We start from the raw sequence: 22,456 nt of genomic DNA, 5'->3' as shown, positions 1-22,456 counted from the left end.
TTGTTCTCGGTTGAGACTACTTGCGACGGAGCTTCGGGGCCGAGGCGCTAGTTGTTCTCGGTTGAGACTTCTAGCGGCGGAGCTTCTGCGCCGAGGCGCCAGTTGTTCTCGGTTGAGACTTCTTGCGGCTGAGCTTCTGCGCCGAGGCGCGAATTGTTCTCGGTTGAGACTTCTGGCGGCGGAGCGTCTGCGTCGAGGCGCGAATTGTTCTCGGTTGAGACTTCTAGCGGCGGAGCGTCGACGCCGAGGCGCGAATTGTTCTCGATTGAGACTTCTAGCGGCGGAGCTTCAACGTCGAGGCGCGAATTGTTCTCGGTTGAGACTACTTGCGACAGAGCGTCGGCGCCAAGGCGCGGGTTGTTCTCGGTTGAGACTTCTGGCGGCTGAGCTTCTGCGCCGAGGCGCCAGTTGTTCTCGGTTGAGACTACTACCGGCTGAGCTTCTGCGCCGAGGCGCGAATTGTTCTCGGTTGAGACTTCTGGCGGCGGAGCATCTGCGTCGAGGCGCGAATCGTTCTCGGCTGAGACTTCATACGCGAGGTTATCGCGTCCGAAAACGCGAAAAAAGCCCCCCGGCGGCTGCCGGGAGGCTTGGGGTTGGCGGCGTCCTGCGCCGCCGTTATGCGATTCTGGCTGATGCGTTCGGCTTAATAGCCGAGTTCCTTGCGAGCCTTGGCCCACTTGGCGTTCATGTCGTCGAACGCTTTCTTCAGGTCCTTCGCCACGATCAGATCTTGGTCGACGGAGCCCGTACCCAGCGCGATTTCGGCCTTCTTGGCGATCTCGTTGTAGCGAGGATCGACGGCTACGCCTTCGATGTACGTCGGGTTAGCGGCGTTGAATTCGGCGAGCTGCGGCACTTGCGACTCTTTGGTCTTGTCGACCGGCATGAAGCCGGAGTCGGTGTCGTAGCCGGATTCTTTGACGAAGAAGTTGGTCCATGCGATGGCCAGTTCTTTGTTCTTGCTGTCCTTGCTTACGCCGACGAAGTAGTCGCCGCCGAGCGGAGCGTTGTACTTGCCGCTGTTGTCGTAAGGGAACGGGAAGAAACCGATGTCGTCGGAAGCCGCGCCGGCGCCGATGACTTGCGGAATGACCCAGTTGCCGAGGAAGTACATGGCGGCTTTGCCGGATGCGACTTCGCCCTTGGACATTTCCCAGTTGTTGGTGGAAAGGTCGGACTCGACCCACTTGTTCTCGACGAACTTGCGCGCGATCGTGATCAGTTGACCCCAAGGACCTTCAACCGTGAACGGCGTGTCGGTCGAGATCAGCGTGTCGGTCCACTTGGCGTCGCCCGCTACGGTCGTGTAGGAGTTTTCGCCCCAGCTGCCCATCGGCCATTGCGCGCCGAAGTTCATGTACAGCGGGATGATGCCGGCGTCCTTCAGCTTCTGTGCGTCGGCATAAAGCTCGTCGAGCGTCTTCGGCGTCGAGGTGATGCCGGCTTTTTCGAACGCTTTTTTGTTGTATACGATGCCTTGGGTATTGACGCCGGACGTGATGCCGTAGCGCTTGCCTTCGAACGCGTCGAAGTCTGCGAAGTAGACGTTCTCGAACATCGAGTCAGGCAGCGGTTCGTAGTACTTCGGATATTCGCTGGCGGCGAGGCCCGTCGGGATCATGTTGACGTCGCCGGCTTCGCCCGTCGTGAGGCGGGTGTTGATGTCGGTCGCGTAGTTGGTGAGGCCTTCGAATTCGACTTCGGCCTTCGGATATTTTTCTTTGAACTTGGCCACGTACTTGTCGAACGTACCGTCGCTGATGTAGTCGGTGCGGTGCGTCAGGACCAGGATCTTGCCGGACAGGTCGGCGTTGCCTGCGTCGCTCGAAGCGGATGCGGAAGCAGATGCGCTGGCGCTGCCGGACGGAGCCGCGGATGCGGACGGGGAAGCATTGTTATTGTTGTCGTTGCTGCCGCAAGCGGACAGGACGGCGGAAGCCGTGAGCAGCGACAGGATGGCAAGCGTGCTTTTCTTCATTTTGTCGAACCCCCATATTGATGGTTTGCGCTGATGACCTCAGCTTTGTAAGCGCTGCGTTGGGATCGCTTACATGACCTCATTATACGCCGTTCAGATTGCAAAAACAGGCAATCGTTTTGTTTTTATTGTCATCAATTATGATAACAAATAAAAACTTTTAGCTTAAAATCCCCTAACCAGGCATTTATTATGTGCCGATTAAGGGATTTTATGCATGTCGGATTCAGTTGTCGGAACAGGCTTAGCCGCGCTTCAGGAAAGCGTACTCGGGCCGCTCCAGCAGCTCGAGATTGCGCGCGATCAGCGCATGGCGCGTCTCGACGCTCGCGCGGGAACGCAGGCGATCCTCGGGCGTGTTCACGACGTAATCGATCAGGCGGTCGATCGTCGTGGAAGCGACGTGCAGGCGCGTGTCGGAGGATGCGTAGTAGATATATACCTCCCCGGTCTCCTCGGCGATGAGGCCGTTGGTGAAGACGACGTTGGACACGTCGCCCACGCGCTCGATGCCTTCCGGCGCGATGAGATGTCCGGCCGGCGAATGGATGACGCGGCTCGGATCGTCCAGCGCGGTCATGAAGGCGTAGATGACGTAGCGCAGACCCGCGGCCGTGTTGCGCACGCCGTGAGCGATATGCAGCCAGCCCTTATCGGTCTTGATCGGCGCGGCGCCCTGGCCGTTTTTGACTTCCTTGATGGTGTGGTATACCTTCTCGTCCACGATCGCCTCGTGATCGACGACCGCCGGATTCATGCTCTCGGAGAGCCCCCAGCCGATGCCGCCCCCGGCGCCGGTGTCGATGAAGCCGTCCTGCGGACGCGTGTAGAAGGCGTATTTGCCGTTCACGAACTCGGGATGCAGCACGACGTTGCGCTGCTGCGGCGAAGGCGTCTTCAGATCCGGCAGGCGCTCCCAGTTGACGAGGTCCTTCGTACGGGCGATGCCGCCCTTGGCGTTCGCGCTCGACGTGTCTCCCTTCGGCGCGTCCGGATCCTTGCGCTCGCTGCAGAACAGACCGTAGATCCAGCCGTCCTCGTGCTGTACGAGACGCATGTCGTAGACGTTGACGTCGGGATCTTCGGTCTCGGGGAGCAGGACGGGATAATCCCAGAAGCGGAAGCCCTCGGTCGGCTTGTCGCTCTCGGCGACGGCGAAGAACGACTTGCGGTCTACGCCCTCGACGCGGACCATCAGATAGTACTTGCCGTTCAGCTTGATCGCGCCGGCGTTGAACGCCGCGTTGACGCCGATCCGCTCCATCAGGTACGGATTGGTCTCCGGCTTCAGATCGTAGCGCCAGTAGAGCGGCGCGTGCGCGTGGGTCACGACGGGGTGCTCGTGGCGCCAGTAGATGCCGTTGCCCGGTTCGACTTTCGGGTTCGGCCGGGAGACCAGCTGCTCGTACTGTTCGTTAAGTCGCTTGATTTGGTTCAGATAATCGCTCATGGATTACGCCTCCGATTTCAGATGTTCGAGTCTCTCCAGCACTTCGATGCAAGCCCTGCTGTTATGGTAAGGACACTTCCATTGTCCGACCTTCGGCTGATGCGCGTTCACTACAGGCTCGCCTGCGCGCGTGACCTGCCAGTGCCACTCTCCGCCCTCGCGGTCGCTGACGAACTTCGAGATGAAGTCCCAGCTGTTTTTTGCCGCGTCCAGATACTTCTCTTCGCCGGAGAGCTGGTAGGCGTTCAGGAAGCCGACCATCGCTTCGGCCTGCGGCCACCAGTCCTTGCTATCGTCCAGATGATGACCGTCGTACTCGTTGAACAGGCCGCCGTCCTCGTCCACGCCTTGTTCGAGGGTCGCCTTGGCCATGCGGACCGCCGCTTCCTTGACGCGCGGCAGCAGCGACTCGTCGCCCAGCACCTCGGCCGCCTCCCAGAGCAGCCAGCTGCCCTCGATGTCGTGACCGTAGGAGACGTGGGGAACCTTGGACGCCCACTCGTCGTCGAAGAAGAGCAGAAAATGATCGGTGTCCGCGTCGATAATCTTGTCCAGATGAACCTCGATAAGCTCCTTAAGCTTAGCCTTGAGGCCTTCCGGCTTCCAGACGCGGTAGAGGTTCGTGTAAGCTTCCAGCACGTGGAGATGCGTATTCATCGACTTGCGTTCGTTCAGGTCCTTGCCGGAGAGGCTGAGCTCGTCCGTCTCGGTCCAGTCGCGCGCCAGCGCCTCGACGTAGCCGAGATGCACCGGATCGTAGGCGTGTTTTTCGAGCAGCCGGTAGATCTCTTCCGCCCACGCCAGCGCCTCTTGATCCCCGGTCACGCGCACGTACTCGGACAAGGCATATATGACGAATGCCTGGCCGTATACTTGTTTCTTGTCGGACACCGCGCCGCCCTTGACGTCGATCAGCCAGTACAGACCGCCGTGTTCCGGATCGCGGAAGTGCGTCTTCAGCGCTTCGTAGGCCCGCTTGGAAGCCGCGAGGTACGCATCGTCCTTATACAGGCGGTAGGCAGACGCGAACGTCCACATAATGCGCGCATGGAGGACGAGTCCTTTGTCCGCTTCCGGACGTTTTTCGCCGCTGCTCGCAACTTCGCCGATGTAACCGAAGTACTTTTCGTCCACCGTGTTCTTCAGCCAGTACCCGAGAATATTGTCCTTAAGCTCCGCGGTCAGCTCTTCCCGCCACCGCTCGCTCGTCAGTTGCTGCGTCATGCGTAAGTCCTCCTATTCTCGATCCGTTCGCGTTCGGACGTTTAAGCGTTCAAGCCTTCCGGCTTCTGACCCGACCTGTAAAAGTCTCCGACCGTCTTGGCGGCCGACTTGCCGTACATGCAATAATCGTCGTTGGCCGCCGCATCCTTCGCGTCGTACAGCTTGGCCGGCCAGTCCCACAGCATATAGCCGCGCATCCAGTCGCGCTTCGCGCACGCGCCGAACATCGCCTCGTAGTAACGCTGCTGCTCCTCCTCGGACGGACCGCCCGGCAGCGACCAGTCGTTCGGACGCAGCGGCGAGCCTTCTCGGCTCGGGCAGCCGGCTTCCATGAAGAAAAACGGCTTGTCCCACTGGGCGAGCACGCCCTCGATCCGATCCAGATGTTCTTCCCACTCGTGGATCGGATAGTAGCCGCTCGAGGAGATGATGTCGACCGCGTCCCACCACTTGACCCGGCCCTCCTGGTATTTGTCGCAGTTATAAGTAATCAGGCCGGAATAGATCGGACGGATGTCAGCGATCAGGGCGCGCCATTCGGTCTCGCGCTTGTCGGTCTGGACCATCTCGCAGCCGATGCACAGCATCTCGCAGCCCTCTTCTTCCGCGATGGCGGCGTAGTGCGCGATGAACTTGCCGTAGCTCGCGAACCATTGCGCCCAGCTAGGCTCTCCAGGCACCTCTTCGTCGAAAAAGCCGATATGCGCGCGCCACGTGCCGTTTTTCACGTTGACGACCGGCTTCAGGCAGACCTTCATGCCGAGCGACTTGGCCTTGCGGATGGCAGCGCGCACCTCGTCGTCAGTCACCGTAGGCTCGTCCCAGTAAGGGATCTCCGTCGACTGGGGCGTCTCCTGCAGCGCCGACAGCGCGATTGCCGCCCAGTTGACGCCGAGCTTGGCCATTTCCTCCATCGAGAAGTCCGCCTCGCTGCCCGTCCACGTGCCGCGGGTGCCGACCCAACCCCAGGTCATGCCGCTGACCGTTTCGTTCCATGCCTGTTTGCTCATGCTTGCAGCTCCTTTTGCGCGATACTTTTGTAAACTCCCTGTGGTATATTGTTATCTATTTTGTTAGTCGTTTAAGATAACAATATTCTCAAAGTGATTGTACCATCTGAGAAATAGAAGTCAATGGGATCAAGTCCTCCCTCATTATTTGTTTGCGAGAAGAAAATGAACCGCAAAAAGAACGCAAAAACGCCGCAGATGGTTCTGCGGCGTCTTGCATTTATCAAGCATAAAGCGCGCGGCCCGTTACCTTACGTCCGATTCGCCGTTCGCGAGTCCCGTCGACTGCCGGAATACGAAATCACCGGACAACAGAATCCGCTCCTTGGGACTATCGGGATGATTGATGCGCCATAGCAGCGTCTCTACCGCGCGCTGGCCGAGCGCCTCCTTGTTGACGTTGACCGTGCTGAGCGTCGGCGCCGAGAGCGCGGCGTCCTCGATGTTGTCGAAGCCAGTCACCGAGACGTCCTCCGGCACCCGGATGCCGTGCTTCATGAGCGCGGTCACGACGCAGAGCGCGAGGGAGTCGTTGGCGCAGACGAACGCGGTCGGCAGCGTCTCCCGCGCCTTCATGCCGCCGATCAATTCGGTGAGCGCCTCGGTGAGCTCGGAGCGGTTCTCCCCCTCCAGAGAAATAAGGCCCGGCTCCTGCGCAAGCGGCACCTCCTGCTCCTCGAGCAGCGATCGGTAGCCGAGCCATCGGTCGTAGAAGCTGCGGGAGTATCGCGTATTGCCGACGAACTGGAGCTTGCGGTGACCGTTGCCCAGCAGGTAGTTGGTTACGCGGCGCATGCATTCGTAGTTGTTCATGAACAGCGCGTCCGAGGGAATGAGCGGGTCCTCGTGATCCACCATGACGAACGGAATCGCCAGATTGCGGATCTCGAGCAGCAGCTGGTTGGAGATCAGGCCGACGCAGACGATGCCCAGCACGCCGTCGGGATTGATCAGCTTAATGAAGTTGTCCGTGATGTGCTCCGTCACGATCATCATCCCGAGCCGGTGCTGCTCCAGTCCCGTCGTGATGCCGTCGATGATACGCCCCCAATAGAAGGAGTGGCGATTCTGCTCCCGGACGTTCGGGATGAGCACGATGATCGTATCCCGCTGCGCCCGGCCCGCCGTCCCCGCCGCGGTGCGGGAAGCCGAACTCTTCGCCCGCTTGCCCGCGAAGTAGCCGAGCTGCGTCGCCGAGCTGATGATTCTCTCCCGGGTCTCCGCGCTGACGCCGGACTTGCCGGCAAGCGCCTTGGACACGGCGAACTTGGAGACGCCGACGTGATCGGCGATCTGCTGCATCGTTACTTTCTTAGACATCTCTCGTACGACCCTTTCCGCATGAAAAAATCCGAATGCGATGATAACAACGATAATTGTTATCATAACACATTCGGATCGTTAGCGTCATGGCCTGAATCGGCCCGTTACTTGACGGCGCCGTTGGTGACGCCGGCGAAGATGTAGCGCTGCAGAAACAAGTAGATGACGAGCGTCGGGATGAAGATGATCAGGATCCCGGCGGAGATGACGTTGATCTGCGCCGCGTTCGGTCCGACGAACGAATAGATCGCGGTCGAGACCACCTGCAGCTTGCGGCTCGGCATATACAGGTACGGCGTGTAAAAGTCGTTGTAGATCGAGATCGTCTTCATGATGATCAGCGTCGCCGTAGCAGGGGCGAGCAGCGGGAAGATGATCGACCGGTAGATCTTGAACAGCGAGGCTCCTTCGACCATGGCGCTCTCGTCGAGATCCTTCGGAATGTTGTTCACGAATTGCAGATAGATGACGATCTGCAGCACGTCCGCGCCCAGGTACAGCAGCATCGGCGCATAGATCTCGTTGTAGGCGCCCAGGAACTTGATGACCTGGAACGTCGCGACCTGCGTCGTGATCATCGGAATGACCTGCGCGACGAGGTACATGCCCATGATCGGCTTCTTCATCCTGAAGTCGAAGCGGCCGAGCGCGTAGGCGACCATCGTGCCGATCAGTACGTTGCCGGCCAGCGACACGACGAGGATGATGAAGATGTTCTTGAAGCCGAGTCCGAGGCGTCCGACCTTGAACACCTTCCGGAAGTTGTCGAAGTTGAACCAGTCGTGCGGCAGCCGCAACCCCGAGTTATAGTACTCGGTCTGCGTCTTGAAGGCCGCTATCAGGACGGAATAGATCGGGAAGAAGACGATGAACAGTCCGATCGCGATCGTGACGTACCGGAATATCGTCCATGCTTTATTTTGGCGCTCCATCGCTTACTTCTCCTCCCTGAACAGCAGCTTGCGCTGCAGGATGATAAAGGCGATGACGATCAACAGCAGCACGACGGCCATCGCGGACGCCAGCCCCGCCTGCTGGAACTTGAAGGCCATGTCTACCGTCTTGGAGACGAACGTGTGCGTATCGTTCGCGCCGAGCATCATGATGTACGGGATGTCGAACGCTTCGAGCGCGCCGGTCAGCGTCAGGATCAGCATGAGCTCGAGCACGCTGCGGATGCTCGGCAGGGTGATGAAGCGGAAGGTCTGCCAGCCCGAGGCGCCGTCGATCTTGGCCGCTTCGTAGTTGTCGGCGGGAATGGACTGCAGCGCGCCGATGAAGATGACCATCGTCAGGCCGAAGTACTTCCAGATCGAGATGAAGGCGAGCGAGAAGTTGACCAGGTTCGGATTGCCCAGCCATTGCTGCTGCCAGGCCCCCAGCCCGATCGCATCGAGGAAGATGTTCAGCGAGCCGTATTGGACATGATATACGTTGCGGAACATGATGACGATGGCGACGCTGTGCAGGACGTAGGGAATGAACAGCATCGAACGAAAAATGTTCCGTCCCTTGAGCCGGCTCGTCAGCACGACGGCAAAATACAAAGCCACGCACGTCTGGAGCAGACCGCCCACGAAATAGTAGGCGTTGTTTTTAAAGACCCCGAAAATCTCCGGACGCGAGAAAATCTCCTTATAGTTGTCGAGACCGACCCAATTCATCTCCCAACCAAGGCCGCTCCAGTCCGTGAAGCTGTAGTACAGCAACGACAGCGCCGGATAATACGAAAAGGTCAACGACAAGAGGACCGGAATCGTAAGGAATCCGAAAAGAATGAGGATCCGCTGCGTTTTGTAGCTCAGATTAAACATAGACACCCCTGCTTTCGTCGTCGGTCAATTCACCGTATGGAAATCGCTTACAATGATTATACCCGATTCGGTTATGGCTTTTAAGGTTCTACGTTTGTTTTCCTTGTCTTCAATTTGGATAACTACAACCTAACACGCTCGCGATATTCTTTAGGCGTCAGTCCGACGACCTTTTTGAACACCTTGTTGAAGTAGGCGGGGTCGCCGTAGCCGACCATCTCTCCGACCTCGTAGGTCTTCAGCGAAGGATTGCGGGCCAGATGCTCCTTGGCGTGCGCGATGCGGACGGAGATAATGTAATCCGTGATCGTCTCGCCGGTCTCCGTCTTGAACAGCTTGCTCAGATAGCTCGGCGTCAGATAGACGCGGTCCGCCAGGCGCTGCAGCTCGAGCTCCTCCGTAAAATGCTGCTGCACGTACGCTTTTACGGTTTCGACGACGCGATTTTCCTGCCGGGCTTCTTTAAGTATGTGAAGCAGAGCCGTTGCCGACTCCAAAAATTCGGATGTAAATGTATGCCAGCTGACGAAGCGTCCCGGCGACAGCCGAAGCTGTTCGTCCTCGGACTCTCCCGTCGGCTGCAGGGACTGCCTGCCGCTCAGCTCTCCGCGCAGCACGCCGAAAACGGCGGAGGCCGCATCGCTCAGCGCGGACCAAGACGGGCGGTTGCGTCCGGCTTCCTCGAGCCAGGCGCGCAGGGCTTGCTCCGCCCGCGGCACGTCCAGCAGCTGCAGCGCAGGACGGAAGTCCTTGTCCAGCAGCCGCAGCAGGCCGGAGCCGTCCTCGATTCGCCTGGACAGATGCAGGAAATCGTTCATCGCCTTGATCCCGTCCTCGTACCATACTTGCTGCATGGCGGCCTCGGCCTCCAGATAGGCGTCTCGCAGCTTGAGCGGGCCTTGATGGACGGCGCTCACGCCGATCCGGACGTGAACGGCATGCGGAATACGCTGCAGCAGCGTCGATGCGAGGCCGCGCGCGGTATCGTCGTGGTCGCCTTGGCCGATCGCCACGACGATGACCGATTGCCTCGGCTCCCAGACGAAGCTCCGGTGCTCCCGATTCCATGCTTCCATATAATAGGCGATCCGTTCGCCCGTCAGCTCCGGGTCGGTACGCAGCAGAACGACCGCGAAGTGTTCGCGGAATAAACCGATCTGCGACAGCTCCCTCCCCGCGCCCTCCGTCATATGGCCTGGCATATGGCGGACGTCGCTGCCGAGCAGCAGCCGGATATGCTCTTCCGCGGCGACGGCTTTGCGGTAGCTCTCGAGCTCCAGGTTGTTTTTGACGCGGCGCAGCAATCCCCCGAGCTCGTCCTGGTCGACCGGCTTGAGCAGATAGTCCTCTACGCCCTGCCGGATCGCGCCCCTTGCGTATTCGAAGTCGCTGAAGCCGCTAAGCACGGCGAACTTCACCTTGGGCCGCCGACGCTGCACTTGTTCAATGAGCTGCAGGCCGTTCATCTGCGGCATCTTGATATCCGTGAAAACGAGGTCGACATCCAGACCGCCCAGCTCGCCGAGCAGCTCCTGTCCCCCCGCGTAAATGCCGACGACCTTGAATTCGTCCCCCGTCAGCTCGATCAGCTTGGCCAAACCCAATCTGATCTTTTCCTCGTCGTCCACGACCGCGATCTTGACTATCATGCCGTTTCTCCCCCTTGTTGCGCTGCGGTCGCCGCCGGCAGGCGCACGGTCACGACCGTGCCTTGCCCGAACCGGCTGCGAATCGCGAGTCCGTAAGTCTCCCCGTACTTCAGCTTGATCCGCTCGTTGACATTGCGCAGCCCGATGCCGGTGTTATCCCCCTCCGGCGCTTGAATCAGCGACGCCTGCAGCTTTTGAAGCGTCTCTTCCTTCATGCCCTCTCCGTCGTCCGCGACCTCGAACAGCAGGTCTTTGCCGTCGCGCTTGCAGATCACGCGAATCCGCATCCCGCTGCGGGATTCGTCCAGCCCGTGATACACGGCGTTCTCGACGATTGGCTGAAAGAGCAGCTTGATTACGCTCAGCTCTTCGGTCTCGTGGTCATCCGGGAGCTCCAGCTCGAACCGGCTGCCGTACCTGTGATTGAGCAGCTGCACGTAGATGCGCAGATGCTCCCATTCCTTGGCGATCGGCACGCTCTCGAGGCCGCCGTGAATACTGTATCGGAGCAGCTTGCCGAGGAGCTGCGTCATCGTCGCGACCTCTTTGTTGTCGCTGAGCACCGCCGTCATGCGGATCGACTCGAGCGTGTTATAGATGAAGTGCGGATTGATCTGATGCTGCAGCGATTGCAGCTCGGCTTCTTTTTTGCGCTCCTCGACCGCGTAGATATCCTGGATCAACGTCTTGATGCGGTCGATCATCCGGTTAAACGCGCTGCCGACGAGCCCCGCCTCGTCCCGGCTGACCACCGGGAAAGCGACGTCGAGATTGCCCGTCTGCACCTCCTTCATCATGCGGACGAGTCCGCGCAGCGGGCGCGTCAGCGCGAATACGAGCACGAGCGAGATCAGCAGGGCGAAGCCCATGATGGCCAGCGCCGCCGCGATCGTATACGTTCGGGTCCGGAGCGCATCCGCCATCAGCTTGCCTTCCGGGATCGTGATCAGCACTTTCCAGCCGGTAACGGCGGATTGCTTGTAGATCGCGAGGGCGTCCTTTCCGTCGATCGTCGTATGGTAGCTTCCCTGCTCGGTCAAGGCGCCCGGCATGAGTTCGCTGTTTTTCAGGTTATGGCCAATCAGCGACTTGTCGCTGTCGTAGACGACGCTGCCGCTCTCGTCGACGATCAGCGTTTTCCCGTGCGTGGACTTGTCCAGATCCTTGATGATATTGTCGATGACGCCGATGTTGGCGTCGATCGCGATCATCCCGATCGATTCGAAGGTCCGCGGGTCGATAATCTTGCGCACGACCGAGAACACGTAGCGGCTGCTGGTCGCCCTGCCCGCGACGTCCTGCGTGCTGACGAGCACCGGTGTGCCGTGCGCCTCTTCCGCCAGCTCGGTCCACTTCGGCAGCACGTCCTGCAGGTCCGAGCGGATGGCCGTATTTTTAATGGCGTAATACGGATTGCCGTATACATCGAACAGATATACGACGTTCGTGCTGCTTTTGATATTGTTGATAAAATAAATGCTGCCGGCGATCTTGCGGTCGATCGCGAGCCGCGTGCGCTCTTGTTCCGTCAGTACGCCGCTGTCCCCGGCTTCGCCTTCCGACTGCGAGCCGTAGAACGCGTTGGACATTTTCAGGCTTTCCATGATATCGGCCTGGTACGACGGGATGATCGATATTTTTTTCATGTCGCCGATATAATCGTCCATCTTCCCCATCATCTGATCGGACAATTGGGAGACGAACGTGACGGTGTTCTTCTCGATCGAACTGGAATAACGCTCCGCGGCGACATAGGTCAGCACGCCGATCGGCAGGATGATGAGGAACAAGAACACGATGATCAGCTTGCTTTCCATGCGTTCCGGTTTCCATCCGCGCGCGCGGGCGAGCCGGCGGTTCCCTATTTTCATGAGGCTTGCTCCTTACTGCGGGCACATCGGCCGCGTACGCCGCACGACGTCCGATATCGTTAGCGTTACTCATTATACATAACAACGCCTAACGAAGTAAGCGGATACGAAAAGTTGCGAGTTCATATGGCAGGAAAACAGGATGACTCGGCCTGTGCGTTGGCGAGAAGGCTGCGGTACCTCGAAAAACAAGGTAACTCCTGCTTCGAAGCTCCTGGAAGACCGAGATACCTCGAAAAACAAGGTAACTCCTGCCTCGAAGCTGCTGTGACGACCGAGATACCTCGAAAAACAAGGTACGTCCTGCCTCGAAGCTGCTGTGAGGACTGAGATACCTCGAAAAACAAGGTAACTTCTGCCTCAAAGCTCCTGCGGAGACGGAGATACCTCGAAAAACAAGGTAACTCCTACCTCGAAGCTCCTGCGAAGACGGAGATACCTCGAAATTCAAGGTAACTCGCTCCTCGAATCTCCTTGGGGGACGGAGATACCTCGAAAAACAAGGTAACTCCTGCCTCGAAGCTGCTGTGAGGACTGAGATACCTCGAAAAACAAGGTAACTTCTGCCTCGAAGCTCCTGCGAAGACGGAGATGCCTCGAAATTCAAGGTAACTCACTCCTCGAAGCACCATAATGGCGGACGTACCTCGAAAAACAAGGTTACTCCTGCCTCACTGTCCCTTTCAGGGCCGCCGAGTTACCTTGAACTAGAGTGTTTTCGTCCAATCGCTTCCCTTCTTCCGTCTCCTGGGAGCCGTGTCCATTAAACGCGCTGCTGTCTTATCGAACAGCAAGCGCGTAAATTTAAGCCGTCTCCCGACGCACCGTAGCGATGCGCGGAAGACGGCTTATGGCTGACAGGGACGGGGGGCGTCCCGGATCAGTGCGTGTAGGCGGCTACGTTGTGCGTGTCGATCGCCTGGTGCATCGCCGCGTTCAATCCGCTGGCGACAATGTTGCCGAGATCCTCGATAAAGTCGTCGATCTCCTTGGGCGTAACGAGCAGGTCGTGGCCAACGGGCTCCAGTACCTCCTTGACGAGCTGCAGCCTCTCCCGGCCGGCCATCGTGCCGAATACGCCGAACAGCGGATCCGTATCGGGCGTATGCCGCTTCATATGCGAGAGTACCATGTCCATCGCGTCGTTGACGATCGTGGACGCGTACAGCACCGTCGGCACGCCGATCGCGAGTACGGGAACGCCGAGCGTCGCCCGCGTGAGCCCTTTGCGCTTGTTGCCGATGCCGGATCCGGGGTGGATGCCGGTGTCCGCGATCTGGATCGTCGTATTCACGCGCTCGAGCGACCGGGCCGCCAGCGCGTCGATCGCGATGACGAGCTCCGGCTTGGACATCTGAACCGCGCCGAGCACGATATCGCTCGACTCGATGCCGGTCGTGCCCAACACGCCTGGCGCGATCGCGCTCACCGAGCGATAGCCTTCGCCTACTTGTTCGGGCATCAGCTCGAAAAATTGCCGCGTCACAAGCAGGTTGTCGACGACGATCGGCCCGAGCGCGTCCGGCGTCACCTTGCCGTTGCCCAGACCCACGACCATCACCGAGGTGGTCGGTCCGACGCCGATCCGCGCGAGGAAGGCCTCGAACTCCCGGGCGAAAATCGTCGCGACGCGATTCTGCAGCTCGGTATCGCCACGACGCAGCTCCGGCACCTCCAGCGTGACGTAGTGGCCGGTCATTTTGCCGATCGCCTGCGCTCCCTGCTCCGTCTGGATCTCCATCCGCGTGACGGTGATGCCTCCCTCGCGCTCGGTCTCCGACCATACGCCGGGAATGCTGCCGCCCGTCTGGGATTCGGCTCTCTCCTTGGCTTCGAGCGCCAGATCCGTCCTGACGTCGTACATGCTTAAGTCCAGCTCGCTCAACGCATACTCGCTCCTCTCCATTGGCAGAACGGGGTACCGCGTTCCGCCGGCGCGACGGAGCGTCCTAGCGCGTTCCGGACGCGATCGCGCCTGCTCCGCGATTGTCTTGCGTTTTACCCCCTTGCATGATAGAATGTTACAAGTTGTGTGGAGAAATACTTGCAGTTTTTGCAGGAGGTGAAATCAATGCCGAACATCAAATCCGCAATCAAGCGTACCAAGACGAACGAGAAGCGCCGCCTGCGCAACGCTTCCCAGAAGTCCGCTCTTCGTACCGCCGTTAAGCAAGCGGACGTGGCCGTAGTGGGCACGGACGTCGAAGCAGCGAAGAACGCGCTTCAAGTGGCACAGAAGAAGCTGGACAAGGCAGTAACCAAGGGCCTCATCCACAAGAACGCGGCTTCCCGCAAGAAGTCCCGTCTCGCCAAGAAAGTGAACGCGCTGTCCGCGCAAGCGTAAAGCAGTGTCCGACCCATAATGGCGTTCAAAAGCCGTACCCTCCGGGGTACGGCTTTTTTGACGATTTTTGCGCTTCCGCGCTTCTTACGCGCTTCCCGTCAAGCCGATCAGCTTTTCCGTTCGATCACGCGAAAGGACGCGGTCGCCATCGACGACAGCTTGCCGTCCGTCGTGAACAGCCTGCCCTCCGTCGTGATCATCCGTCCCGACATGTGCACGACGGACGCCGTCGCCCGCACCCTGCCCGCGCGCGCGGGCGACGTAAAATGAATATTAAGGCTGGACGTCACCACATCCTCGTCCGGGCGCGCCGCCATGGCGGCCAGCCCCATGGCCGAGTCGAGCAGCGCCGTGTGCACCCCGCCGTGCATCATGCCGATCAGATTCATATGCCGCTCCTCGACGTCCAGCTCGACGACGGTCTCGCGCGCGTCCCGCCGGATCAGCTCGCAGCCGAGGTAGCCCCAGAACGTGCGCGCAGCCCGCTCCAGCATCTCCGCCGGCGTAGCGCGATCCGGGTGCTGTCCTTCCATGACCCTTCCTCCTTCTCGGGTTCGCGGCAGCGGAGCGCGCCCCCGGTGTCTCTCTATCGGTCTCCGCCGCCTTTGCCGCCATCGCCGCCGTCTTCGCCGTCAGCGCCGCCACGGCCGGCGTTCTCCTCCTCGAGCAGCTTGCGCCGCAGCACCTTGCCCGCCATCGTCTTGGGCAGACTGTCCCTGAACGCGTAGACGCGCGGCACTTTATACGCCGCCAGGCGCTCCCTGCACCAAGCCTTGAGCTCCGCTTCGGTCAACGAAGCGCCGGCTTTGAGCACCGCGTACACCTTCACCGTCTCGCCTCGGTAGGGATCGGGCACGCCGAGCGCGACCGCTTCTTCGATCGCCGGATGCTCGAACAGCACCTCTTCGATCTCGCGGGGAAATATATTGTAACCGCCCGCGATGATCACATCCTTCATCCGGTCCATGATATAGAAAAAGCCTTCCTCGTCCATGCGCGCCAGGTCGCCGGTGCGCAGCCAGCCGTCCTGAAGCGCCCGCGCCGTTTCCTCCGGCCGGTTCCAATAACCCGCCATCACCTGCGGCCCCCGGACGGCCAGCTCTCCCGTCTCGCCGAACGGCAGGTCCTCTCCCGTGTCGGGATGCACGATCTTGGCCATCGTATCCGGGAAGGGCAGGCCGATCGAGCCCTTTTTGCGATAGCCCCATATATTGTTCGCATGCGTCACCGGCGACGCCTCCGTCAGCCCGTAGCCTTCGATAAGCCTGCCGCCCGTAATGGCCTCGAACCGCTCCTGCACCTCGTACGGCAGCGGGGCCGCGCCGCTGATGCAGACATGGACAGACGACAAGTCGTATTCCAGCGCTTTCGGATGATTGATAAGGGCGATGTACATCGTCGGCGCTCCGGGGAATACCGTCGGCCGCTGCTTGTCGATAATTCCCAGGATGCCGCCCGCCTCGAACCGAGGCACGAGGATCAGCTCGCCGCCCAGCATGATCGATTGGTTCAGGAGCACGGTAAGGCCGAACACGTGGAAAAAGGGCAGCGCCGCCAAGTACCGCTCTTTGCCCGGCTCGTTTTTGTAAAACCACAGGCTCGTTTGGATCGTATTGGCGACCAGATTGTAATGCGTCAGCATGACGCCCTTGGAGATTCCCGTCGTGCCCCCCGTATACTGGAGCAGCGCCAGGTCTCGCTCCGCGTCCACCTCCGCCTGCATCGGCGCGGCCGGCGAATCGAGCAGCAGACGCAAAAAACGATGGACCCGCGGACCGTACGCCACTTTGCGGTCGAGTCCGTCCTTTTTCGCTTTAAGCGGGTACAGCCAGCTTTTCGGAAAAGGAAGATAGTCCCGGACGGACGCCACGATGAGCTGCAGATCGGGCAGGTCCCGGGCGGCGTCCGTCGCCCTGCGGAACAGCAGATCGAGCGTCAGAAGGACGACGGCGCCCGAGTCCTTGAGCTGATGCTCGAGCTCGCGCTGCACGTAGAGCGGGTTCGTCATGACGACGATGCCGCCCGCGAGCAGCGTGCCGTAATAGGCGATAACCAGCTGCGGACAGTTCGGGAGCATGATCGCGACCCGTTCGCCGCGCCGGACGCCCAGCCTGCCGAGGGCGCCGGCGAACCGGTACGCCTCCTCGAGCAGCTGCGCGTAGGTTATGGATTTGCCCATGAAGCTGAGCGCGGTCCGGCCGGGGAAGCGGCCGGCGGACGCGACGAGGAACGCGGCCAGATTTTGCTTCGGATAAGGGTATGTCTTGGGCACTTCGTCAGGATAATGAAGGTACCAAGGCGCTTGTGACAAACCCATCACCTCTCGGTCCGGAATCTATCGCTGTCCTAGCATACGAAGTTTTCCTCCCGGATGACGGCCGCGGCGATCTGCCGCTTAAGCCCGACCGTGTCGACCGGACTGCGCCGCGTCAGCTTCTTGAGGGCCGACAGCTGCGTGCGCAGCATGTCGCCTGTCTCGACGGCCGACAGCGTCTCCTTCGCGAGCGACTCGACCAGCCCGAACGCGTCGTGGACGAACGCGCGCGTCATCGCGACGGAGAGCGCCGCCCGCGCTTCCCCCTGGCTCGCGAGCCGTTTCTTGGCGCGGAGAATCGCGCTCTCCATCGCGTAGATCTGGATCAGCATGTCGGCCAACGCCGCGAGCGCCTCCTGCTCCTGCTCGAGCTTCGGACCGAACTTCTGGACCGCGGCGCCGCCGGCCATGAGAAATATTTTTTTGGCCGATCGCGCCAGATGCGCCTCCTCCTCGAGCGTTCCTTCGAACGTCCGCCCCGGCACCGGCTGCAGCAGCTCCGCCTGGAGCGCCTGGACCTTTTGCAGCAGCGGCAGCTCGCCCTTGAGCGCCCGCTTCACCAGCGTACCCGGGATGAGCAGGCGGTTGATCTCGTTGGTGCCTTCGAAAATGCGGTTGATGCGCGAGTCGCGGTAGATTCGCTCGATCTTGTACTCCTGAATATATCCGTAGCCTCCGTGAATCTGGACCCCCTCGTCGGCGACGAAGTCGAGCGTCTCCGAGCCGAACACCTTATTAATCGAGCATTCGATCGCGTACTCGGCGATCGCCTTGGCCGACTGGACGCCGGCTTCGGGGGAGCCGTGGTCGATGTCGGCCAACCCCGCGTCCATCAGTCCCGCCGTGCGGTAGATGACGCTCTCCAGGACGTAGGCCCGCGTATTCATCTCGGCCAGCTTTTTGCCCACCAGCGGAAAAGCGGAGATCGGCTTGCCGAATTGCACGCGCTCGTTCGCGTACTTCGCGCTCAAGGCGATCGCCTCCTTGGCGCCGCCAAGACAGCCGACCGCGAGCTTAAAACGGCCGATGTTCAGGATGTTGAACGCGATCAAATGCCCCTTGCCGACCTCCCACAGCAGGTTTTCGGCCGGCACCTTCACATCCTCCAGAATGACCGGGCGCGTGGAGCTTCCCTTGATGCCCATCTTCTTCTCTTCGGGCCCGACGCTGACGCCCGCCATCGTGCGCTCGACGATAAAGGTGCTGAACTTCCCGCCGTCTGCCTTCGCGTATACGATGAACAGATCCGCGAAGCCGGCGTTCGTGATGAACTGCTTGGTGCCGCTCAGCACGTAATGGCCGCCGTCCTCGGACAGCGCGGCCGTCGTCCTCGCGCCCAGGGCGTCCGAGCCCGACGACGGCTCCGTCAGGCAGTAGGCCGCGATTTTGCGGCCGCAGGCGAGGTCGGGCAGGTACTTGCGCTTCTGCGCCTGCGAACCGAAGTACACGATCGGGAGCGTGCCGATCCCCACGTGAGCCCCGATCGACAGGGCGAACGAGGCGGCGCGTGACAACTGCTCGCTGATGAGGGCCGAGCTGATCTTGTCGAGTCCGAGCCCTTCGTACTCTTCAGGAACGTCCGCGCCGAGCAGTCCGAGGTCGCCGGCCTGGCGCATCAGCTTCACGGTCAGCTCGTAATCCAGCCGCTCGATCCGTTCGTCCTCCGGCAGCACGTCGCGGTCGACGAACGCGGCCGTCGTCTCGGCGAACATGCGCTGCTCCTCCGTCAGATCCTCGGGCGTCGCGATCGTCTTGAAATCCGCATCCTCGACGACGAAGCTGCCTCCGACCGTTTTTTCGAACCTGTTTTCGGTCATGACGCGATATGCCTCCTCCTTTTATCCGGTGGCGAGAATAGCGGCGTTCCTGTTAAGCGGGATACACCTCGAAAGTCCCTGCCGCGCCCATGCCGCCGCCGATGCACATGGAGACGACCCCGCGCCCGCCGCCGCGGCGGCGCAGCTCGTGGATGAGGCTCGCGGTCAGCTTCGCGCCCGTGCAGCCGAGCGGATGGCCGAGCGCGATCGCGCCTCCGTTGACGTTCACCCTGGCCGGGTCGAGTTCCAGCGCGCGGACGATATGCAGGCACTGCGAAGCGAACGCCTCGTTGATCTCGAACAGGTCGACCTCGGCCAGCGACCAGCCCGCCATCCGCAAGGCCTTGGGGATAGCCTCCACGGGACCGACGCCCATCACGTCGGGATCGACGCCGGCCAGCGCGAACGACCTGAATGCGGCAAGCGGCGCTAGCCCGAGCGCCTCCGCCCGCTCGCGGCTCATGACGAGCAGCGCCGCGGCGCCGTCGCTCATCTGGGAGGCGTTGCCTGCCGTGACCGTGCCGCCTGCCTTGAAGACCGGCTTCAGCTTCGCCAGCGCCTCCGGCGTCGTATCCGGCCGTACGCCTTCGTCCGCCTCGAGCAAGAGCGCCCGCTCCCAGACCTTGCCGTCCTCCCCGATCCCGCGGACCGCGGTCGCCACCGGCACGATCTCCTGCCGGAAGACGCCGGCCGCCAATGCAAGCGCCGCCTTGCGGTGGCTGTCGGCGGCGAAGCGGTCCTGATCCTCGCGGCTGATGCCGAAGCGCTCGGCGACGTTCTCGGCCGTATGCCCCATCGCGATGTAGATATCCGGGCGTTCGTCGACGATAGCCGGATGCGGCGAAGGCTTGAAGCCCGCCATCGGCACATGGCTCATGCTCTCGACGCCGCCCGCGACGACGATGTCCGCGCCGCCGGACGCGATGCGATCCGCCGCGAAGGCGATCGCCTGAAGGCCGGACGCGCAGAACCGGTTGATGGTGATGCCCGGCACCGATGTCGGATAACCCGCATACAGCGCCATGATGCGCGCGAAGTTCAGGCCTTGCTCGCCTTCCGGCATCGCGCAGCCGATGATGATATCCTCGACGTCCGCCTTGGCGACGCCCGGCGCCCGCGCGATGACGGCCTCCAGCACGGTTCTACCCAGGTCTTCGGCGCGCGTATGGGCGAAGCTTCCCTTTTTGGCTCTGCCGACGGGAGTACGCGCCGCCGACACGATGACTGCCTCTCTCATGCGCCCGGCCTCCTTCGCTCGTTAGTTGCGCAGCGCCTTGCCCTTGGCGAGCATGTGCTGCATGCGCTGCTGCGTCTTCGGCTCGCCGCACAGACTGAGGAACGCCTCGCGTTCAAGGTCCAGCATATATTGCTCGGTAACCCATGTCCCGGCCGGCACGTCGCCGCCTGCCAGCACATGCGCGAGTTTGTTCGCTATGAGCAGATCGTGGTCGCTGATGTACCCGCTCGTGTGCATGCCCCGCGCGCCCAGCTTCAACACCGCCTTCCCGTCCGCGCCAACGACGCGAATCCTCTGCGGCCGAGGCGCCGGGATGCCCGCCTGCGCGAGCCGGAGCGCGCTCTGCTTCGCCTCGAAGATCAGCCGCTCCTGGCTCATGACGACGCGGTCTCGTTCCCGCAGATAGCCTAGCTGCCTTGCGTCGTGCGCGCTCGAGGATACCTTGGCCATGCCGATGTTCAGGAACAACCGGTTGATATGCGGCTGCAGGTCGATCTCCGGGTCCGGGTTCGCTTCGCTGATCCGCAGCGTCAGTTCCTTGCATCCGCCGCCCGCCGGGATGAGGCCGACGCCGGCTTCGACCAAGCCGAAGTACGTCTCCGCCAGCATCGCGATCTCGTCCGCGGGCAGGCACACCTCAACGCCGCCTCCGAGCGTCATCCGGTGAGGCGCCGCCACGACCGGTTTCTCCAGGCGCTTCAGCTTAGTCATCGTGTCCTGGAACAAGCGGATGATGGCGTCGACTTCATCCCATTCCTCGTCCTGCGCTTCCATGAGGAGCAGCATGAGGTTCGCGCCGACGCAGAAGTTGCGGCCCTCGTTCGCGATGATGAGCGCGTCGTAGTCGCGCCGCACCTCCTCGACGCTCTGCCCGATCATCGTCAAGATATCGCCGCCGATCGCGTTGCTGCGCGAATGGAATTCCAGCGCCGCCACCCCGTCTCCGACGTCGATCAGGCTTGCGCCGGCATTCGCCCGCACGACCCGGCCCCGCTCCTTGAGCGCGCGCAGCGAGATCGCGCCCTCCGGCTCCGCGAGATCGCGGTAAGCGCCGCGATAGGCGTACGCGATACGGCCCTCCTCCCTGCGGTAGAACGACGTATGTCCCGCTGCGATCCATGCCTTCACCCAGGCCGGCACCGCCGTTCCCTCCGCCTCCATCCGCGCCGCTGACTTGACGAGCCCGATAGCGTCCCACAGCTCGAACGGCCCGAGCTCCCAGTTGAAGCCCCACCTCATCGCCTTGTCGATATCGTCGATCGCGTCCGCGATCTCGCCCGCCTTCTCGGCGGAATAGACGAGCGTCGCTTTCAGAATCTGCCAGGCGAGCGCCGAATGCCGGTCTTTCCCGCCGAGGAGCGCCTTCGTTTTTTCCTTGGCTCCTTTGGCCGCCATTGCGGCTTCCAGCGAAGCCCCGGTTGGTTTGGATGACTTGACGTACGTCATCGTAGCGGGATCGAGCGACAGAATTTCGCTTCCCTGCTCGCCTTTCGCTTTTTTATAGAAGCCCTGGCCGGCCTTCTCCCCGATCCATCCGCGCTCCAGCAGCGCCGTCAGCAGCCGCGGGGGATCGAATATGGCCTTCTCCGCCGGGTCCTCCGTCTTGTCGTGCACATTGCGCGCGACATGCGCGAACGTGTCGATGCCGACCAGGTCCAGCGTGCGCAGCGTCGCGCTCTTGGGACGGCCCATCGCAGGCCCCGTGACCGCGTCCGCCTCCTCCACGGTATAGCCGCCGGCCTCCATCGCCTGCAGCGTCGCGAGCAGTCCGTAGGTGCCGATCCGATTGGCCACGAAGTTAGGCGTATCCTTGGCGACGACGACGCCTTTCCCGAGGACCCGCTCGGCGAATACCGCCATCTCCCGCACGAGGCCGGGATCGGTCGCATCGCCGGGAACGAGCTCCAGCAGCTTCATGTAGCGGGGCGGGTTGAAGAAGTGCGTGCCGAGGAAATGGGTCTTGAACGGCTCGCTCCGCCCCTCGGCCATCTCGCGGATGGAAATGCCCGACGTATTGGAGCTGACGATGAGGCCCGGCCGCCAAAAGCGCTCGATCCGCTCCAGCAGGCCGCGCTTGACCGGGAGATTCTCGACGACGGCCTCGATCACCCAGTCGACCTCCCGGATGCGGTGCAGGTCGTCTTCGAGGTTGCCAGCCTCGATCCGGCTCGCGAAGCCGTCGACGTAGAGAGGCGACGGTTGGACGGACGGGAGCCGTGCGAGCGCGCTTAGGGCCAGCCGGTTGCGGACCGCCGGCGCGCCTATCGCGAGGCCCTTGGCTTCCTCGTCCGCCGTGAGCGATTCGGGGACGATGTCCAGCAGCAGACTCGGGATGCCCGCGTTCGCCAGATGCGCGGCGATGCTCGCGCCCATGACGCCCGAGCCGATGACGGCGGCTTTGGAGATATTCAGTGCCATGCGA

The 22,456-nt window shown here is 61.4% G+C and carries 16 protein-coding genes; 1 reads left to right on the top strand and 15 read right to left on the bottom strand.

Going from position 1 to position 22,456, the window contains the following annotated elements:
• Nucleotides 1-646: 646 nt before the first annotated feature.
• From PQG80_RS00760 to gpr, 10 genes are all read right to left on the bottom strand, one after another.
• A complete protein-coding gene (locus tag PQG80_RS00760; RefSeq protein WP_271749207.1) occupies nucleotides 647-1,981 on the bottom strand; it encodes an extracellular solute-binding protein in 1,335 nt (444 codons plus the stop codon).
• Between the two features lie 244 nt (nucleotides 1,982-2,225).
• The gene (locus tag PQG80_RS00755) at nucleotides 2,226-3,431 is read right to left on the bottom strand and encodes a glycoside hydrolase family 130 protein (RefSeq protein ID WP_271749205.1); all 1,206 of its coding nucleotides are present in this window, start codon (nucleotides 3,429-3,431) and stop codon (nucleotides 2,226-2,228) included.
• 3 nt (nucleotides 3,432-3,434) lie between these two features.
• Nucleotides 3,435-4,655, bottom strand: coding sequence for an AGE family epimerase/isomerase (locus PQG80_RS00750; protein WP_271749204.1), 1,221 nt, complete (start codon nucleotides 4,653-4,655; stop codon nucleotides 3,435-3,437).
• 41 nt (nucleotides 4,656-4,696) lie between these two features.
• Nucleotides 4,697-5,665: a glycoside hydrolase family 113 gene (locus PQG80_RS00745; protein ID WP_271749203.1), complete on the bottom strand. Its 969-nt coding sequence runs from the start codon at nucleotides 5,663-5,665 to the stop codon at nucleotides 4,697-4,699.
• 246 nt (nucleotides 5,666-5,911) lie between these two features.
• Nucleotides 5,912-6,985 (bottom strand): LacI family DNA-binding transcriptional regulator, encoded by a 1,074-nt coding sequence (locus PQG80_RS00740; RefSeq protein WP_271749202.1) that lies wholly within the window; start codon nucleotides 6,983-6,985, stop codon nucleotides 5,912-5,914.
• Between the two features lie 107 nt (nucleotides 6,986-7,092).
• Nucleotides 7,093-7,920, bottom strand: coding sequence for a carbohydrate ABC transporter permease (locus PQG80_RS00735; protein WP_271749201.1), 828 nt, complete (start codon nucleotides 7,918-7,920; stop codon nucleotides 7,093-7,095).
• 3 nt (nucleotides 7,921-7,923) lie between these two features.
• A complete protein-coding gene (locus PQG80_RS00730) occupies nucleotides 7,924-8,802 on the bottom strand; it encodes a carbohydrate ABC transporter permease (protein ID WP_271749199.1) in 879 nt (292 codons plus the stop codon).
• A 122-nt stretch (nucleotides 8,803-8,924) separates the two neighbouring features.
• Nucleotides 8,925-10,451: a response regulator gene (locus PQG80_RS00725; RefSeq protein ID WP_271749198.1), complete on the bottom strand. Its 1,527-nt coding sequence runs from the start codon at nucleotides 10,449-10,451 to the stop codon at nucleotides 8,925-8,927.
• Nucleotides 10,448-12,322, bottom strand: coding sequence for a sensor histidine kinase (locus tag PQG80_RS00720; protein ID WP_271749197.1), 1,875 nt, complete (start codon nucleotides 12,320-12,322; stop codon nucleotides 10,448-10,450). The genes PQG80_RS00725 and PQG80_RS00720 overlap by 4 nt, the downstream gene beginning before the upstream one ends.
• A gap of 880 nt (nucleotides 12,323-13,202) precedes the next feature.
• Nucleotides 13,203-14,228, bottom strand: a complete 1,026-nt coding sequence (gpr, locus tag PQG80_RS00715) for a GPR endopeptidase (RefSeq protein WP_271749196.1) — start codon at nucleotides 14,226-14,228, stop codon at nucleotides 13,203-13,205.
• 165 nt (nucleotides 14,229-14,393) lie between these two features.
• Here gpr and rpsT point away from each other — a divergent pair, with 165 nt between their 5' ends.
• Nucleotides 14,394-14,666, top strand: a complete 273-nt coding sequence (gene rpsT / locus PQG80_RS00710; protein ID WP_271749195.1) for a 30S ribosomal protein S20 — start codon at nucleotides 14,394-14,396, stop codon at nucleotides 14,664-14,666.
• Nucleotides 14,667-14,773: 107 nt separating this feature from the next.
• Here the strand turns inward: rpsT and PQG80_RS00705 are convergent, their stop codons facing one another.
• The 5 genes from PQG80_RS00705 to PQG80_RS00685 are packed head-to-tail and all read right to left on the bottom strand — an operon-like array spanning nucleotide 14,774 to nucleotide 22,452.
• Complete coding sequence (locus tag PQG80_RS00705) at nucleotides 14,774-15,199, bottom strand: PaaI family thioesterase (protein WP_271749194.1); 426 nt, start codon at nucleotides 15,197-15,199, stop codon at nucleotides 14,774-14,776.
• 53 nt (nucleotides 15,200-15,252) lie between these two features.
• Nucleotides 15,253-16,983 (bottom strand): long-chain-fatty-acid--CoA ligase, encoded by a 1,731-nt coding sequence (locus PQG80_RS00700; protein ID WP_271749193.1) that lies wholly within the window; start codon nucleotides 16,981-16,983, stop codon nucleotides 15,253-15,255.
• Between the two features lie 29 nt (nucleotides 16,984-17,012).
• Complete coding sequence (locus PQG80_RS00695) at nucleotides 17,013-18,797, bottom strand: acyl-CoA dehydrogenase FadE (protein WP_271749192.1); 1,785 nt, start codon at nucleotides 18,795-18,797, stop codon at nucleotides 17,013-17,015.
• A gap of 52 nt (nucleotides 18,798-18,849) precedes the next feature.
• Nucleotides 18,850-20,034 carry an acetyl-CoA C-acyltransferase gene (locus PQG80_RS00690; RefSeq protein ID WP_271749191.1) on the bottom strand — a complete coding sequence of 395 codons (1,185 nt, stop codon included), beginning with the start codon at nucleotides 20,032-20,034 and terminating at the stop codon, nucleotides 18,850-18,852.
• 21 nt (nucleotides 20,035-20,055) lie between these two features.
• Nucleotides 20,056-22,452: a 3-hydroxyacyl-CoA dehydrogenase/enoyl-CoA hydratase family protein gene (locus PQG80_RS00685; RefSeq protein ID WP_271749190.1), complete on the bottom strand. Its 2,397-nt coding sequence runs from the start codon at nucleotides 22,450-22,452 to the stop codon at nucleotides 20,056-20,058.
• Between the last annotated feature and the right edge of the window lie 4 nt (nucleotides 22,453-22,456).

The organism is Cohnella rhizoplanae (assembly GCF_948329515.1).
GTDB classification, from domain to species: Bacteria; Bacillota; Bacilli; order Paenibacillales; family Paenibacillaceae; genus Cohnella; species Cohnella rhizoplanae.
Note: the sequence above shows the minus strand (reverse complement) of the source record. Positions and strands in the feature narration are given on the sequence as shown.